We start from the raw sequence: 15544 nt of genomic DNA, 5'->3' as shown, positions 1-15544 counted from the left end.
GGGGATCTGCAGGGGGTCCACCGGGGCGGCCCCAGCCGCCCCTGCCGCCCCCGCCGTCTCAGCCGGGGAAGGCGTAGACCGTGGCCGCCTGCGCCGCGGGCTCGACGGCGCCTTCGGGGGTGAGCTCGACGTCGATGAACGCCAGCCGCCGCCCGAGCTTGGTGACACGCGCCGTGACCAGGACGTCGGTGCCCATGACCGCCCGCTGGAAGGTCGTGGACTGCTGGATGGTCGTCATCGGCCCGTAGCCCCCGCGGGCCGCGGACACCGCGATCACGGTCGCCGTGTCGGCGGCGGCCATCAGCGCCTGGCCCGACAACGCGCCGCCCTCCCGGGCCAGCCGGTCCGACCAGGGCAGCCGCAGCACGGCGTGCCGCTCCCCGGTCTCCTCGACGGAGAGCCCCAGGTCCTGCACCCAGGGCGCGAAGTTGTCGGCCAGGACCTTGTCCGCCTCGGCGGTGGTGATCGTCACGGCGGACATTCTGACCCACCGTCGGGGGCGCACACCAGGGCGCGACGAGCCCCGGTCGCGTACCCGCCGCGCGCACATGCCGTTGTGGGTATATAGCCTCGGGAGTATATTGGGGAACGTGTCCATACCCTTCGACGTGCTGGCCGAGCCGACGCGGCGGCGGATCCTCGATCTGCTCCTGGAGCGCCCCCGCCTCGTCGGCGAGCTCACCGAGCACCTCGGCCTCAGCCAGCCCGGTACGTCCAAGCACCTGCGCGTGCTCCGTGAGGCGGGCCTGGTCCGGGTGCGTGCCGAGGCGCAGCGCCGCTGGTACGAGCTGAGCCCCGAGCCCCTGCGGGAGGTCGACGCCTGGCTCGCGCCCTACCGCAGGCTGTGGGGCACCGGCCTGGACGCGCTGGAGCGGCATCTGGACGCCATGCCCGACGAGATGGAGGAGCCATGACCACGGACACCGGCGAGACGCTGACCACCGCCGACGGCCGGACCGCGCTGCGGATGGAGCGGCGGCTCGCACACCCCCCGGAGAAGGTGTGGCGGGCCCTGACCGAGCCGGGGCATCTGTCGAAGTGGTTCCCCTCCGACGTGGAGATGGAGCCGCGGGTGGGCGGCAAGGTGCGCTTCCCCTTCCGGCACGGCGAGGGCGAGGCCATGGACGGCGAGGTCACCGAGTGGGACCCGCCGCACGTCGTCGCCTACACCTGGGGCGAGGACCTGCTGCGCTGGGAGCTGGTGCCGGAGTCCCTGGGCTCGGTGCTGACCCTGACCCACACCTTCGGCGACCGCCCCGGCGCCGCCAGCTTCGCCGCGGGCTGGGACGCCTGCATCGCCGGCATCGACCCCGAGCTGGGGGGCGAGCCGGCGCCCGGGCCGGGCGACATGAAGGCGGCCCACGAGCGCTACGTCAAGGAGTTCGGTCTCGACCACGGCACCGTGGAGGAGCTGCCGGTCGGCTGGAAGGTCCGCTTCGAGCGGCAGCTGACCCAGCCGGCGGCCACGGTGTGGAAGACCCTGCTCGGCGGGGTGTCCGCGCCCGAGGTGGGCGGACCCGTGCCGCGCGGTTTCGTCGTGGGCGACTTCGCCCCCGGACCGGTGAGCGAACTGCGCCCGAAGGAGGCGCTCGCCTACCCGTGGGACCTGCACGGCCGCCACGAGGGCACCGTGCGCTGGGAGCTGACCCGCGGCACCGGGCACGGCGCGCGACTGGTCCTCACCCAGACCGGCGTCCCCGAGGTGCCCCCCGCCCTGGCGCTGGACGTCTGGCGGGACCGCGTCGAGAGCCTCGCGGCGAAGCTGGCCGCGATGCCCCGCTGACCGGTGGACGGCACGGCGCCCGGCCTCACAGCCGGCCCCGTGCCTCCTGCAGGAACTCCCGGGTGGGGCCGGCGGGCAGGGCCTGGGCGCTCATCCGGTCCAGGGCCTCGCGGAACCGCGAGACGTCCTCGCGTTCGTCGAGGTAGACGGCGCCGATCAGGCTCTCCGCGTACGCGATGTCCGGCAGTTCCGGCAGCGGGAAGCGGAAGATGTGGAACGGGCCGTACATCGCCGGGTGCGGCCCCGACGCGAAGGGCAGCACCTGCAGTCGCACCTGGGGCATCCCGCACGCCTCGATCAGGCGGTCGATCTGCAGGCGCATCACCTCGGGGCCGCCGATGGGGCGGCGCAGCACCGTCTCGTCCATCACGACCCACAGCAGCGGCGGGTCGTCGCGGGTGAGCAGCGCCTGCCGTTGCATGCGCAGCGCGACGCCGCGCTCGATCTCCTCCCGCGAGGCGTGCGGCCGCCCCGCGCGCAGCACGGCCTCCGCGTACTGCGGGGTCTGCAGCAGCCCCGGGACGTAGTGCGGTTCGTAGGCGCGGATCAGCTCGGCGGCGCCCTCCAGGCTGACGAAGGCGCTGAACCACTCGGGGAGCACGTCACGGAAGCGGTGCCACCAGCCGGGACGGTTGGCCTCGCGGGCCAGTTCCAGGAAGTTGGCGATCTCGGCGGGCTCGGTGACGCCGTAGGTGAGGAGCAGTTTCTCCACGTACGGGATGCGCAGGCCCACCTCGGCCTTCTCGATGCGGCGGACCGTGGCGTGGGTGACGTCCAGGGCGCGAGCCGCCTGCTCGTAGGAGAGGCCGGCCCTCTCACGGAGGTCCTGGAGGCGTCTGCCGAGCACCACCCGCAGCACGGTGGGAGCACTTGCCGCCCGCGCTTCAGTCACGGTCCATCCCCTCCAACACCGCTGATCCCCGCGTAGTTTGTCATGACGTCAGGGCCCGGCAAAGCATGTTGGGGACGCTTTGCAATGTGCAGAACGCACCGTACCGCGGCGGTCCGGAGGCAGGCGGGCCCACGTCCAGCCGGCCACCGCCCCGGCCCCGGACTCGGCCCCGGTTTCACGCGGGACCGAGGCCGGGGGTTTCGGCGCGGGACGCGGCTCACCAACCGGGGTGGCGATCCCACCGGGACCGCTGCCCGGCGTCGGGTTCCGGATCGGACGCCTCCCGCCTGCCCTCGTCGATCCGGGTTCCGGCGGCCGCCGCCGGGGCGGTCAGATCGTGGACCGCGGACTGGAGTTCGGGGTGCGCGTGGAGGTGCCAGCCACCGGTCAGCGCCCGGCGCAGGTCCCGCAGCGCGCTCTGCGCATCGGTGCCCGTGGCCAGGTGGCTGTAGACGGCGGCGACGGCCGGGGTGCGGCTCTGCCCGGCATGGCAGTGGAGCAGGACCCGCTTGCCCTCCTGGCGCAGCCGCAGCACCTGGCGGGCGGCCTGGTCCACGACGTGGTGGAGGTTGGCGTTCGCTCCCTCACTGTCGACCAGCCAGACGCGGACCTGCTCGACGTCGGGTGTGCCGGGCAGGAGCGGGTCCGAACCGACGCGGCAGAGCGAGACCACGGCGTCGACGTCGACCGGCTCGGTGCCCTGGGCCAGGGCCAGGTTGCCCAGGATCACCCCGTCGTCGTGCGGGTGGGGGATGGCGAAGCCGGGGTGGCCACCGTCCGGCACGCGCGGCGCCGAGGGCCAGCCGGCATCGTCGTCGTTCCCGCCCCGGGCGGTGAGCACGGCCAGCCGGACCAGGTCGGCACCCGTGAGCCCCGGCCAGCCGTTGACGGCCTGCTGCCACTCCAGCGGGATGCCGGAGCAGCCCCAGCGCGCGCCGAGCAGGGCGCCCGCGATCGCCGCGACGGTGTCGGTGTCCGTTCCGGCGCGTACCGCCGCCTCCAGGGCGAGGCGCAGGTGCCGGGCGGGGAAGCCGCCTTCGGCAGGGTTCAGTTCGGGAACAGCGGTGCGGGTGATGGCCGACCAGGCGGCCTGGAGCGCGTGGACGACCCAGCCGTTGTTGCCGAAGTGGTGCGGCGGGTTGGCCTCCGCCTCGTCCAGCCGCTTCGCCCACGTCTCCTGGCGCTCGGCCGGGAGCAGGTCCAGGCCGTCGCGCACGCCGTCGAAGGTGCCGTACAGCACCGCGGTGCGGATGCCGGAGCACCACAGCACACAGGCGTCGACGCAGTCGGGGTCCGGGTGGGTGAGCGCGCTGACGGCGATGGCGGCCTCGGCCATCGCCGCGGCGTCACCGAGGTGTGCGAGGGCGACGATCCCGGTCCGCATCAACGAGCCGTTCCCCGCGCTGCGCGCGTTGCCGGCGGTGTACTCGCGGGCGGCCTCCCTCATCGCCGTGCCCGCCGACCCAGGGGCGCGGGCGGCGGTGCTCAGGACGAGGCTGGTCTGGTTGCCGACGTCACTGGCGCCTTCGCTCAGCCAGCCCTGGAAGTTGGCGGCGATCGCGTCCAGGGCCTCCGGGTCCCGCAGATCCGCTCCGGTCGCCGCTACCTGGGCGATGCAGACCTGCATCTGGGTGTCGTCGGAGTACTCGCCGGGCTCGTACGGACCCAGGCCGCCGCCGATCATCCGCGGCTGCTGATCCTCACTCAGCGTCGCCTTGAACTCGTACGGCACACCCAGCGCGTCGCCCACGGCCGCGCCGAGCAACACCCCGGCGGCCCGGTCGGCGGCCCGCGCGTCCAGGTGGGGATGGGGTGTGGGGGTGTGGGCCACGGGCGTCCTCCAGGTGATCCGGCGGCACGTGCGGGACGGACCGAACGGCGGGTGCGGAGCGAGCGCCGTCCTGGTCGAATGCAGCGGTTCCGGGGCATCCCGGGGACTGCCGGTTCAGGACGGATCTCCGGCATGATGCCGCGTCAGCCTGGCACGAGGAGCCACTTATCGTCAATGGGACGCTATGAATGCCTGGAGGTGACCGGCGTGGTCCCGCAGGTGTGGCGGCGGCGGGCCGGACATCTGACCTGACGGTCCGTCAGACCGATCGGCCGAGCCGAACGAGCGGGGTGACCGTCGACCGTCGCTGGTCAGCGCCGTGTCCCGGGCCCGAGGCGTGGTCCGCTGCGGGGAGGGTCACGGATGAGCGGCCCGGGCCGAGTTGGGGGCGGAGTCGGATCTTCCATAGGATCCGCCAATGATCATAAGCAAACGGCTGGCGGTGGGGCTGTGCGGCCTCGCGGCCACCCTCGCCACCGCGCTCTTCCCGGCCGCGGCGCCGGCCGCCGCGGACGACGGGCCGGAGACCGCGCACGAGGCCCCGAAGGTCGAGCTCGTGCTCGACGTCAGCGGCTCGATGCGGGCCAACGACATCGACGGCAGGTCCCGCATGTCGGCGGCCAAGCAGGCGTTCAACGAGGTCATCGACGCCGTACCGGACGAGGTCCGGCTCGGCATACGCACCCTCGGCGCCAACTACCCCGGCAAGGACAAGGTGGTCGGCTGCAAGGACACCGAGGCCCTCTACCCGGTCGGCAGCGTCGACCGCACCGAGGCCAAGACCGCGGTCGCCACCCTCGCCCCCACCGGATGGACGCCGATCGGCCCCGCCCTGCAGGCCGCGGGCAAGGACCTCGCGGGCGGTGACGGCACCCGCCGGATCGTGCTCATCACCGACGGCGAGGACACCTGCCAGCCGCTCGACCCGTGCGAGGTCGCGCGTGAACTCGCCGCCGAGGGCACCCACCTGGTCGTCGACACCCTCGGCCTGGTGCCCAACACCAAGATCCGCGAGCAGCTGAGCTGCATCGCCGAGGCCACCGGCGGTACCTACACCGCCGTCGACCACGCCGACCAGCTCTCCGACCGCATCAAGCAACTCGTCGACCGCTCCGCCGACAACGTGGTCGTCACCCCCACCGTGACCCAGGGCGCCGACCGTTGCGCCGACGCCCCGCTGCTCGGGGCCGGCGTCTACAGCGACCGCGAGGCGTTCACCGAGCACCGCTGGTACCGGGTGAGCGTCACCGACGGCCAGGAACTGCGCGCCTCCGTCAGCGTCGGCGCCGACCGCGCCGTCAACCGCGACTACGGCGTCCTCGTACGGGCCGTCACCTCCGGCGGCCGGGAACTCGTCCGCGGCTCGGAAGCGGGCAGCGGACGCACCGACGTCATCTCCTCCGGTCTGCGCTACGCCTGGCCGGAGCGCGACGACGACGACGCCGCGGCCGCCCGCACCGTGTGCATCGAGGTCAGCAACTCCTTCTCCGCCCCGGACGCCGTGAAGCGCACCCCGGGCCTGCCGCTCGAACTCAGCGTCGACCTGGTCTCCTCGCCCGACGAGCCGTCCGACGTCGCCTCCTTCGGCCTGGGCCGCGGCTGGTGGCTGCTGGCCCTGCTGGTCGTGACCGGCCTCGTCGCCGGTGTGCTGTGGGGCTGGATCTCGCGCTGGCGCGTCGCCGTCTGGAGGACCAACTGATGCGTACCATCCGAACGGCGCGCCGGGCGGCCGCCGTACTGCTCGCGGGCGCGGCCCTGTTCGCCGCCGGAGCGGGCACCGCCGCCGCGGACGACGCCACGCCCAGCCCGGGCGCGAGCGGCACGGGGGCCACCGAGGAGACGGTCCAGCCCGGCACCGGTTTCCGGACCGCCGGGAACCTCCGGCCGGGGGTGCGGACCGTCCCGACCAGCGCCTCCACCGGCGACTACCTGTACTGGGTGTTCCCGGCCGCGGTGGGCGAGGTGCCCACGGTCTCCGCGACGGTCGGCCTGCCGGAGTCCGCGAGCCGGCACGGCGACCAGACCTGGCAGCTCGACGTCTACGACGGCCTGCGCCGCCGTCAGGCGTGCACCGCGGGCAAGCCGACCAGGACGGCGTCCGCGCAGGACACCCAGCTGGAGCTGAGCTGCCGGCTGCGCACCGTCCGTGCGTGGTCCGAGGCCTGGGCCGACGACCCGCTCCCGGGCGCGTACTACATCCGCCTGACCGTGCTGCGTCTCCCAGACGAGGACCTCGGCCTGCCGGTGCAGGCACAGGTCGGCACCACCTCGACGGACGCGGGCGGCTCCAAGGCCGTCGACGGCGAACTCGCCGCCCCGCTCACCCCCGTCGCCAAGGCCGGGGCCACCCTCGACCCCAACGCCGTGCCGTCCGCCTCCGCGACGGAGGAGTCCGACGAGGCGGCGGACGAGGCGGCCGACCCGAGCGCCTCGCCGGTGCCGGCCGGTCTGTCCCAGCCCGAGGACGGCTGGGGCGGCGGCTGGTGGTCCGACCGCTGGATCTGGACCGCGGCCGGGGGCGTGCTGGGCGCGCTCGCGGGCATCGGCGGCTACAGCCTCACCCGTGGACGGGGACGCCCCCGCCCGGTCGCGTAACCAGGACGTCCGGCGGCGCGCCGGTACGGTCCCGCACCGCGGGACCGTACCGGCGCGCCGTGCCATCTGGCCGTCCTACCCGGCCGTGGGCGGACGGGAATCTGCCGCGGCGCGCAGCAGTGCCGCCGTCTGCGGGTACGGGCCGCGCTCGGCCCATTCGAGCGGCGTGAGCCCCGTGCCCCGGTCCTCGCGCAGGCGGGGATCGGCACCCTGGGCGAGGAGGCGGCGCACCGTCTCGGTGTGTCCCCAGCACGCGGCCCCGCACAGGGGTGTGCCCTCGTCCCCATGACCGCTCTCGGTGTCGGGCAGGGCCCCCGCCGTGAGCAGCAGCCCCACCACGTCCGCCGCGCCGTGGGCCGACGCCGCGTACAGCGGTGTCGTCCCGTCCGCGTCCGGGAGTTCGGGGGAGGCGCCGCGCCGCAGGAGCCGGCGCACGGTCCCGGTCTCACCGCTCCTCGCGGCCCACACGAGGGCTCGGCTCAGCTTCTTGCGGCGTCTGCGGTTCACGAACGCAGGCTACGGGCGGGAGGCCCCGCCGCCGGAGCCGATCCCCAGGCGTGCGACGCGGCCCTGCTCACCGGCGGCCCAGCAGCCCAGGTCCGGGGCGCAGTCGACGGTGTCGTAGGACCCGGGGTCGAACGTCCGCCAGGTCCGGCCGCCGTCCAGGCTCAGGTCGCTGCCGGACGGCCCGACCGCGATCGCCGCGCGCGAGGAGTACGGCAGCCAGGTCACCCCCGAACGGTAGGCGGCCGGGGGGCGTCCGGAGCCGGTCCAGGTGGCGCCGCCGTCGCGGGACACCGCGGCGGCGTCGGGGGAGGCCTGGTCGGGGCGGTAGTCCCCGCCCACGGCGATCCCGTGCCGCGCGTCGCGGAACGCCAGCGCGAACACGCCCTTCGCGGGGTCGCCCGCGGGCAGGGTGGAGGCCGTCACGGTCCAGGTCAGCCCCCGGTCGCGGGAGTGCAGGACGCGGGCCTGCGACGCCCCGCCCGTCGCCAGCCACACGTCGCGCGGGCCACGGCTCACCAGGCACTGACCGCTCGCCGCGAACGAGGCCTCGCCCGCGAGCGCGGGGGGCATGCCGGCGGAGGGCAGCACCCGCCAACTGCGGCCGCCGTCACCGGTGGACAGCATCCGGTACCTGCCGTCGACCGGGTCGCTGACGGCGAGGCCGTGCCGGTCGTCGAAGAAGGTGACGCAGTCGTAGAAGGCGCGGGGGTCGGTGTTGCGGAAGGTCTCCGTCCAGGTCGCGCCGCCGTCCTGGGTGCGCAGCACACGGGACGCCTCGCCCTCGCCGATCGCCAGCACCACCGCGCGCCGCGCGTCGAACGCCTCGACGTCGCGGAACTGCAGCTCGGCGACGCCCGGTGGCGACACGTCCGCCCAGTGGCGTCCGCCGTCCACCGTGAGCAGCACCTTGCCCTCGGAACCGGCCACCCAGGCGGTGTTCCTGCTGACCGCCGCCAGCCCGCGGAACCGCGCGGTGCTGCCGGTCTCCTTCAGCTCCCAGCGCGGACCGGGCCGTTCACCCGCCGCGTGGGCCGGGGCCGCCGTCAGCGCGGCGAGCGCCGCCCCGCACAGCACGGCCGTCCACACCCGTCGCATCGTCCCCATCGTCCCCATCGGCGTCATCGGCGTCATGGCGCGGCAACGTAGCCCACCGCGCGGCACCGCACCAGACCGCCTCCGGCGCACCGCGCCGCACCGCTTCTGGTACGCGGTCGGCCCGCGCGACCGGACATCCCCTCGCCGGTGCGCCTTCCGGGAGTCCGTGGACCGCTGCCGTTGCTCAGAGCCTCAGCGGCTCTCAGCATTCCGGGCATTTCTGCCTGGAAGGTCCGTCACATCACCAAAGCGTGAGGGCTTCGGCTTGAGGACGGTCTCTCGCTTCTGTCTGCCGCTGGTGCGGCAGGGTTGCGCCACCTGCCCGCCCCGCCTCCGCCTTGTGGCGGGGGCGGGTGGCGCGGGTCTTACGGTCGGCTCCACGAGGCTTCGACACCACCGGGGCGGTGTCCTGGTCTCCGGCCACTCCGGTACCAGTCATGCAGGCCACCGCGAGTGCGGCAAGGTTGAGTGCGGCGTTGTCGTCCCGGTCGACGACCAGGTGGCAGGCGTCGCATTCGTAGGTCCGGACGTGCAGCGGCAGCTTGGCTTTCACCGCGCCGCACCCGGAGCAGGTCTTGGAGGACGGGTACCAGCGGTCGGCGGCCACGATGTGGGTGGCGTGGCGCTGGCGGGTCTTGTAGGTGAGCTGGCGGCGGATCTCGCCGAACCCGGCGTCGGCGATCCGGCGGGCGAGGCGCCGGTTGCGGAGCATCCCGGCAACGTTGAGGTCCTCGACCACGATCGTGCTGTACTCGGCGGCAACGCTCGTGGTGAGCTTGTGCAGGGCGTCCGCGCGGAGGTTCGCGACCCGGTGGTGCACGCGGTTGCGGGCGGCGTTGGCTTTCTCCCAGCGGCGGGAGGGTTGCTGTCCGGTGCGCCGGTCGGGGCCCTGGCGTCGGGAGACGACGCGGGAGGCGCGGCACAGCTGCTTGAGCGCGGTGTCGTAGTGCTTGGGGTTGGCGACGGTGCGGATCTCGCCCGTGCTGTCCGCCATCACCGCGAGGGCCTTGACTCCGAGGTCGATCCCGACCGCTGTGTCCGGACGCTTGACTCGCTCGATGTCCCGCTTCACCTCCACCTGGAAGGAGACGAACCAGCGCCCGCGCTCGTGTCGCACAGTCGCAGACAGGATCCGCGCCGTCCCGGCCTGGACGCGGGCGAGGAGCTTGAGGGTGGGCTCGTGGGTACGGATCGTGCCCAGCCTCGGCAGCGTCACATGCCGGCCGTCGGCGTCCACGCGGATCGTGCCGGTGGTGAACCGGCAGGCAAGGCGAGCCTTCCGCTTCGACTTGAACCGCGGCGCACCCATTCGGGCGCCCTTGCGCTTGCCGTTCTTCGACTTCGCGTAGTTGTCGAACGCCGCCGACGCGTTCGCCAGACCGGTGGAGTACGCCTCTTTGGAGTTCTCCTCCCACCAGTCCGCGAACCTGGGGTCGGTGTGCTTGGCCTCGTTGAACGCCTTCCGCAGCGACGGCAGCGACCACGGCCGCCACTGCGTTAGCGCGGCCTCGGGGACGCCGTAGGACTCCTCCGCGCGGCGCTGCCACCACGAGGCGGTCACCCAGCCAACAGCCCAGTTGTACGCCGCGCGGGCCGCGCCGCAGTGCGAACGCAGCGTACGCTCCTGGACGGCGTTCGGGTCCAGAGCGAAGCGGTACGCCTGCGCCACGAACCCGGACTGCGGCCGGAACTTCTTCACTCGGAGGCCTCGCCGGTTGCCACAGCCACCGCGCGAGCGGCCCGGTTCTTCGCCGCCCGCCGCCCGTACAGACGCGCACACATCGACGTCAGCACCTCGGTGATGTCGCGCACCAAGTCATCTGCTGTCTCGGTGGGGTCGAGGACGACTAGGCGCCGCCCGGACGCCGACAGGACCGCTTCGAGGTGCTCGACGCCGAACCGGGCCAGCCGGTCGCGGTGCTCGACCACGATCACAGCCGCCTGTGGGTCGGACAGAACCCGGTGCAGCTTGCGGCGCCGCCCGTTCAGCCCCGAGCCGACCTCGGTCACGACCTCCGCAACCGGCAGGCCGAGACCGGTGGCCCCCTGGACCACGCGGGCCACCTGCCGGTCAAGGTCCGGCTTCTGGTCCGCCGACGAAACCCGGCAGTACGCCACGACGCGGCCGGACGTCTCCGAGGCGGGCTCGTCGACCAGCCACGTGCCGGATGGCGTCTGGCGCACTGGGACCGGCATACGGCCCTCTTTCGCCCACGCCCACGCGGTCTGGTAGTGCACGCCGTTGCGTGCCGCCCACTCGGAAAGCTTCACGCGATCAAGATAGCGGATGAGAAAGGCTGAGATTCACTAACGAATCACGCAACAGCTGGCGGCCCCTCAGAGCGCTTGGGGCTTCCGGGTCGGCGGCGCGATGCGCCGCGCGGCCCGGGACCTGCGGTTACGACGCCCATAGTGTCCCCGCGTCGGGCGGGTCTTCCGGGGCCGTGGACCGCTGCCTCCCTGGGGCGCCTGGGGCTTCCGGGCCGCGCGACGCGATGCGCCGCGCGGCCCCCGGACCCCAACTGCGGCTGGGGGGCTCCCGGTTCGGGTGGCCGCCGGGGCGTCCCCGCCGGGCCGCGGTGCCGGTCCGGCGGGGCCGGGTCGTCAACGGGCCTGCGACAGCGTCGTCCTGGCCTGTTCGACGGCGATGGCCACCCGGGGCGACCCGCAGTCCCGGGCGAGGTCCACGGCATCCTCGGTGAGGGCTCGGGCGGTGTCGAGGTCGCCGGTCCGCGCCCGGGCGAGGGCGGCGCGCGCGGTGTAGAGGGTGCGGTCGCGCCGGTAGAAGGGGTCCTGGATCGCCAGTGCCTTCTCCAGCAGCGGGGCCGCCTCCTGCGCACGGCCGAGGTCCAGCAGCGCGATCCCGCTCTGCGCGCACAGCTCCGCCTCGTCGAACCAGTAGATCCACGACGGGTCGTCGTCGGCGGGCGCGGTGTCCAGCAGCCGCCCCGCCTCCTCCAGCGACCGGCGGCACGCCGCGTCCTCGCCGAGCCCGGCGTGGGCCCGGGCCCGGCGGGTGGCGAGCATCGCGCGGGTGCGCGAGGTCGCCCCGGCCGCGGCGGACTCGGCGGCCCGGGCCGCCGCGAGGGCGTCGTCGTGGCGGCCCGCGAACACCGCCTGAAGGCTCAGTCCCGCCCACAGGTTGGCGGCTTGAGGGCGGTCCTGTGCGCCGTGCGCGAGGCGCAGCCCGGTGAGGTAGTGCCGCTGGGCCGCCCCGTGCCGTCCGCAGTCCGTCGCCGCCCAGCCGCCCAACTGGGCCAGTCCGGCGGCGACGCGCAGCAGACGGGCGTCGAGCCCGCCCCGGTACGGTCCCCGGCGCAGCAGGTCCAGGGCGATCCGCAGATCGGCCTCGGTCCGGTGCCGTACGGCCGCGCCGCCGAGCCGGTCGTCCAGGCGGCGCAGGCCGAGCACGCCGCGCTCCAGCCAGGCCACGGTCTCCTCGCCGGCCGCAGTCCCTTCCCGGCCCGCGACGGCGTCGTCCCGCGGCGGCTCGTCCCTCCCGCCGTCCCTCTCACCGTCCGTCGCGGCCGCCCAGTCGGCGACGGCGTCGCCGAACTCCGCTCCCTCCAGCACGGGGTGGCCCCGCGGGTCGCGTCCGCCGCCGTCGAGCAGGGCGTCCAGCGCGTCGAGACCACCCGCCCGGGTCCACGGCAGCCCGTCGGGGATGCCGTCGAAGGACGGTAACCAGCCGGGCCACGGGCGGGTGTCCACCTCCCGCAGCGGTACGCCCAGGGCCCGGGCCAGGGCCCGCTGGCTGTCCCTCTCCGGCACCACGCCCCAGTGCTCCCAGCGCCACACCTTCTCCCGACGGGCCGCCATGGGCACGCCGAGGGCACGGGCGTTGTCGGCGACGACCCGGGCGAGGTCCTGGTAGCTCCAGCCGTGGCTGCGCCGGACGGACGCCAGGGGATGGGACGGTGCCGGCGCGGTGTCGTCCGCCACGGCGTTGCTCCTTCGTCTCATATTCGTACGTTCGAATATCAGGCGCGGGCGGTGCGGCGCAGGCGATCGCCGCGATCCGTCCCGATCCGTGTCCCGTGCCGTCCGGCGGCGCCCGCCGCCGTTCGGACGCGTGTGCGGGACTACATCGAGACAACAGGCCCGGACTTGAAGTGGACCTGCTCATACCGGTTGGCTTTGTGTGATCAAGCGATCACCGGACGCCGAACGGGATGCCCCGCCCCGGGCCGGACATCACGTGCGCGCCGTGGAGGCACCCCGAGGATGACTCCTCCTCCACCCCCGTTCGGTTTCTCCCGCTCCCGGGACGACCTGCGGTTCGACCCTGCCCTGGACGACGAGCCGCTGGCCGACGCCCGCGCCGCGCTCGCCCAGGGACGCTGGACCACCGCCCGCAGCCTGCTCGCCGAGACCGGCGACGACTGGGACCGGCGCGGCCACCGCCTGGTCGTCCTCGGCGAGGGCGGCGCCAGTGCCACCTGGGCCCGCGAGTGGCAGCTCGCCGAACCCGGCAGCACCGACGCGGCCGCGCTGCTGGCCTGCGCCACGGTGTTCCGCGCCGTCGCCGGCAAGGAGAAACCCGAACGGGCCCGCGAGACCTGCCTCGCCGCCGCCGCGCTCACCCCGGCCGACCCCACGCCGTGGCTCTGCCTGCTGATCCTGGCCCGCCACACCGGCACCGACGACGAGCAGATGCGCGCCTTCGACCAGGTCCGCGGCCGCCACCGCGGCCATCACCACGGCCACCACCTGATGGCCGCCTGCCTCGCCGAACGCCCCCAGGCCGCCTCCGACGGCGGGCCCTTCCACGAGGTGTACGAATTCGCCGACTGGGCCGCGGGCGAGGCGCCCGCCGGCTCACCGCTGGCCGTCCTCCCGGTCGTCGCCCACGCCGAGCTGTACCGGGTCCTCGCCACCGCCGGGACCCTGCCCGCCGATCCCGCGGCCTCCGGGCACTGGGACGGATGGCGGGCCCGGCAGGCGCTCAAGCGGGGCTTCGACTGGTGGCTGGAGTGGGACGGTGACGGGCACGACCACCCGCGCCTCCACCTCGACCTCAACTTCCTCGTCCACGCGCAGTTCCTCCAGGGCCGCAACGCCGAGGCGGCGGCCCTGTTCAACCGGATCGGCGCGCACGCCACCCGCACCCCGTGGGCCTACCCGGACCGCGACCCCAAGAAGGCCTTCCGCGCCGCGCGGGAGGCCGTGCTCGGCCCCGGCTCCCCGTAGGGCCCGCACCGCATGACGCACCAGCACCACCCCAACCCCTCCCAGGAAGGAACCGCCATGCTGACGGGCAACAGCGGGATCAGCACGTTCAAAGGCGAGGAGAGAGCCCTGCGGGCCGACCGCCTCGGCATGTCCGGCCTGCTCCTCTCCGTGGTCGCCGCCAGCGCGCCGCTGATGGTGGTCGCGGGCGTCATGCCCACCACGTACGGCGTGATGGGCATCGTCGGACAGCCGCTGCTGTTCGTGATCCTCGGCGTGGTACTCATCCTCTTCAGCGTCGGCTACGCCGAGATGAGCCGCCACGTCCACAACGCGGGCGCCTTCTACGCCTACATCGCCCGCGGGCTCGGCGGCACCGCGGGCGCCGCCGCGTCGCTCGTCGCCCTGGTGTCGTACAGCGCGATGCAGTTCGCCGTCTTCGGCCTCTTCGGCTTCGAGATCTCCGGGCTCTTCCAGACCTACCTCGACACCACGATCGCCTGGTGGATCCCGGCCGTCCTCGGCGTCCTCGCGGTCGGCGCGCTCGGCTGGCTCAAGATCGACGTCAACGCCAAGGTCCTCGGCGTCCTGCTGCTGATCGAGATCGCCCTCGTCGTCATCTTCGACGTCGCCGCCATCGGCAGCCCCGCCAAGGAGGGCCTGTCGCTGCACGCCTTCGACCCGAGCACGCTCAGCGGCGCGGGCCTGGGCACCGCCCTGTGCTTCTGCATCGCCAGCTTCGTCGGCTTCGAGCAGTCGCCCGTCTACGCCGAGGAGACCAGCCGCCCGCAGGTCGTGGTCGCCCGGGTGACCTTCCTCGCCGTCACCTTCGTCGCCGTCTTCTTCGCCATCAGCTCCTGGGCGCTGAGCGTCGCGGCCGGCCCGTCGCAGATCGTGGAGGTGTCGCAGAAGCAGGGACCGGGACTGCTCTTCGGCCTCAGCGAGTCGATCATCGGGGCCGCCTTCACCGACGTCCTGCACGTGCTGTACGTGACCGGCATGTTCGCCTGCCTGCTCAGCTTCCACAACGTCGTCGCCCGCTACGCCTTCGCCATGGGCCGCGAGGGCCTGCTGCCCCAGGCCTTCGGCCGTACCAACCCCAACAGCGGCGCCCCCGCCTTCGGCTCGCTGCTGCAGACCCTGGTGTCCCTCGGCTTCGTGGTCGCCTTCGCCGTCACCGACGGCAGCGCCGCGGCGGACCACGACCCCACCGCGCCCGTGCTGAAGCTCTTCACCTGGTTCGGCAACGTCGGCGCCCTGGGCGTCATCGTGCTGCTGGCGACCGCGTCCTTCGCCGTCATCGGCTACTTCGTCCGGCGCGGCGCGCTGCGCACCCAGGCACCGCGGATCGTCGCCTCCGCCCTCGCGGGCATCGCGCTGGTCGTCATCGCCGTCTACGCCGTCAAGGACTTCGACGTCCTGGTCGCCGGCGACGGCTCCGCCGTCTCCTGGATCCTGCCCGCCATCATCGGCGTCACCGTCGTCGGTGGCCTGGTGTACGGCGCGGTCCTGCGGGCCACCCGTCCCGAGGTGCACGCCCGCATCGGCCTCGGCAACGAGGCGTTCCGGATCGAGCAGGCGCGCGAGGCCGTGCCCGCCACCGACGCGGAGACCACCGGCTCCTGACCCCGACCGGCCCGTCGCACCCCTGGCCGGGGGAGCGGCGGGCCGG

General features: G+C 74.1%; 14 protein-coding genes. 6 read left to right on the top strand and 8 right to left on the bottom strand.

Going from position 1 to position 15544, the window contains the following annotated elements; genetic code table 11:
• Window positions 1-58: 58 nt before the first annotated feature.
• Entirely contained in the window at window positions 59-472 is a 414-nt protein-coding gene (locus tag OG937_08270; GenBank protein WUD71686.1) for a PaaI family thioesterase, read from the bottom strand.
• Window positions 473-590: 118 nt separating this feature from the next.
• Here OG937_08270 and OG937_08265 point away from each other — a divergent pair, with 118 nt between their 5' ends.
• Both OG937_08265 and OG937_08260 read left to right on the top strand, forming a co-directional pair.
• Window positions 591-914 (top strand): metalloregulator ArsR/SmtB family transcription factor, encoded by a 324-nt coding sequence (locus tag OG937_08265; protein WUD71685.1) that lies wholly within the window; start codon window positions 591-593, stop codon window positions 912-914.
• Window positions 911-1783 carry an SRPBCC family protein gene (locus OG937_08260; GenBank protein WUD71684.1) on the top strand — a complete coding sequence of 291 codons (873 nt, stop codon included), beginning with the start codon at window positions 911-913 and terminating at the stop codon, window positions 1781-1783. Before OG937_08265 ends, OG937_08260 begins: the two co-directional genes overlap by 4 nt.
• 25 nt (window positions 1784-1808) lie before the next feature.
• Here the strand turns inward: OG937_08260 and OG937_08255 are convergent, their stop codons facing one another.
• Complete coding sequence (locus tag OG937_08255; protein ID WUD71683.1) at window positions 1809-2675, bottom strand: helix-turn-helix transcriptional regulator; 867 nt, start codon at window positions 2673-2675, stop codon at window positions 1809-1811.
• Window positions 2676-2892: 217 nt separating this feature from the next.
• A complete protein-coding gene (locus OG937_08250; protein ID WUD71682.1) occupies window positions 2893-4506 on the bottom strand; it encodes an ADP-ribosylglycohydrolase family protein in 1614 nt (537 codons plus the stop codon).
• A 418-nt stretch (window positions 4507-4924) separates the two neighbouring features.
• Here OG937_08250 and OG937_08245 point away from each other — a divergent pair, with 418 nt between their 5' ends.
• Entirely contained in the window at window positions 4925-6205 is a 1281-nt protein-coding gene (locus OG937_08245; GenBank protein ID WUD71681.1) for a VWA domain-containing protein, read from the top strand.
• A complete protein-coding gene (locus tag OG937_08240; protein WUD71680.1) occupies window positions 6205-7101 on the top strand; it encodes a hypothetical protein in 897 nt (298 codons plus the stop codon). Before OG937_08245 ends, OG937_08240 begins: the two co-directional genes overlap by 1 nt.
• A 75-nt stretch (window positions 7102-7176) precedes the next feature.
• On the opposite strand, the gene OG937_08235 is transcribed toward OG937_08240, so the two are convergent.
• From OG937_08235 to OG937_08215, 5 genes are all read right to left on the bottom strand, one after another.
• Window positions 7177-7608: an ankyrin repeat domain-containing protein gene (locus OG937_08235; protein ID WUD71679.1), complete on the bottom strand. Its 432-nt coding sequence runs from the start codon at window positions 7606-7608 to the stop codon at window positions 7177-7179.
• A gap of 9 nt (window positions 7609-7617) precedes the next feature.
• Entirely contained in the window at window positions 7618-8721 is a 1104-nt protein-coding gene (locus tag OG937_08230) for an oxidoreductase (protein WUD78673.1), read from the bottom strand.
• A 223-nt stretch (window positions 8722-8944) separates the two neighbouring features.
• Complete coding sequence (tnpB, locus tag OG937_08225) at window positions 8945-10402, bottom strand: IS607 family element RNA-guided endonuclease TnpB (GenBank protein WUD71678.1); 1458 nt, start codon at window positions 10400-10402, stop codon at window positions 8945-8947.
• Entirely contained in the window at window positions 10399-10974 is a 576-nt protein-coding gene (locus OG937_08220) for an IS607 family transposase (GenBank protein ID WUD71677.1), read from the bottom strand. Before OG937_08220 ends, tnpB begins: the two co-directional genes overlap by 4 nt.
• A gap of 333 nt (window positions 10975-11307) precedes the next feature.
• On the bottom strand, window positions 11308-12645 hold the full coding sequence (locus OG937_08215; protein WUD71676.1) for a hypothetical protein: 1338 nt from the start codon (window positions 12643-12645) through the stop codon (window positions 11308-11310).
• Between the two features lie 282 nt (window positions 12646-12927).
• Here OG937_08215 and OG937_08210 point away from each other — a divergent pair, with 282 nt between their 5' ends.
• Entirely contained in the window at window positions 12928-13893 is a 966-nt protein-coding gene (locus tag OG937_08210) for a hypothetical protein (protein WUD71675.1), read from the top strand.
• Between the two features lie 57 nt (window positions 13894-13950).
• Window positions 13951-15498, top strand: coding sequence for an APC family permease (locus OG937_08205; GenBank protein WUD78672.1), 1548 nt, complete (start codon window positions 13951-13953; stop codon window positions 15496-15498).
• The last annotated feature ends 46 nt before the right edge of the window (window positions 15499-15544 follow it).

This window comes from Streptomyces sp. NBC_00510 (assembly GCA_036013505.1).
In the GTDB taxonomy this organism is placed as follows: Bacteria; Actinomycetota; Actinomycetes; order Streptomycetales; family Streptomycetaceae; genus Actinacidiphila.
Note: the sequence above shows the minus strand (reverse complement) of the source record. Positions and strands in the feature narration are given on the sequence as shown.

Bases quoted from the DNA above. Each gene is read 5' to 3' on its own strand.
- OG937_08210 (WUD71675.1), top strand. From the start codon at position 12,928: ATGACTCCTCCTCCACCCCCGTTCGGTTTCTCCCGCTCCCGGGACGAC.
- OG937_08230 (WUD78673.1), bottom strand. From the start codon at position 8,721: ATGGGGACGATGGGGACGATGCGACGGGTGTGGACGGCCGTGCTGTGC.
- OG937_08260 (WUD71684.1), top strand. From the start codon at position 911: ATGACCACGGACACCGGCGAGACGCTGACCACCGCCGACGGCCGGACC.
- OG937_08240 (WUD71680.1), top strand. From the start codon at position 6,205: ATGCGTACCATCCGAACGGCGCGCCGGGCGGCCGCCGTACTGCTCGCG.
- OG937_08205 (WUD78672.1), top strand. From the start codon at position 13,951: ATGCTGACGGGCAACAGCGGGATCAGCACGTTCAAAGGCGAGGAGAGA.
- OG937_08245 (WUD71681.1), top strand. From the start codon at position 4,925: ATGATCATAAGCAAACGGCTGGCGGTGGGGCTGTGCGGCCTCGCGGCC.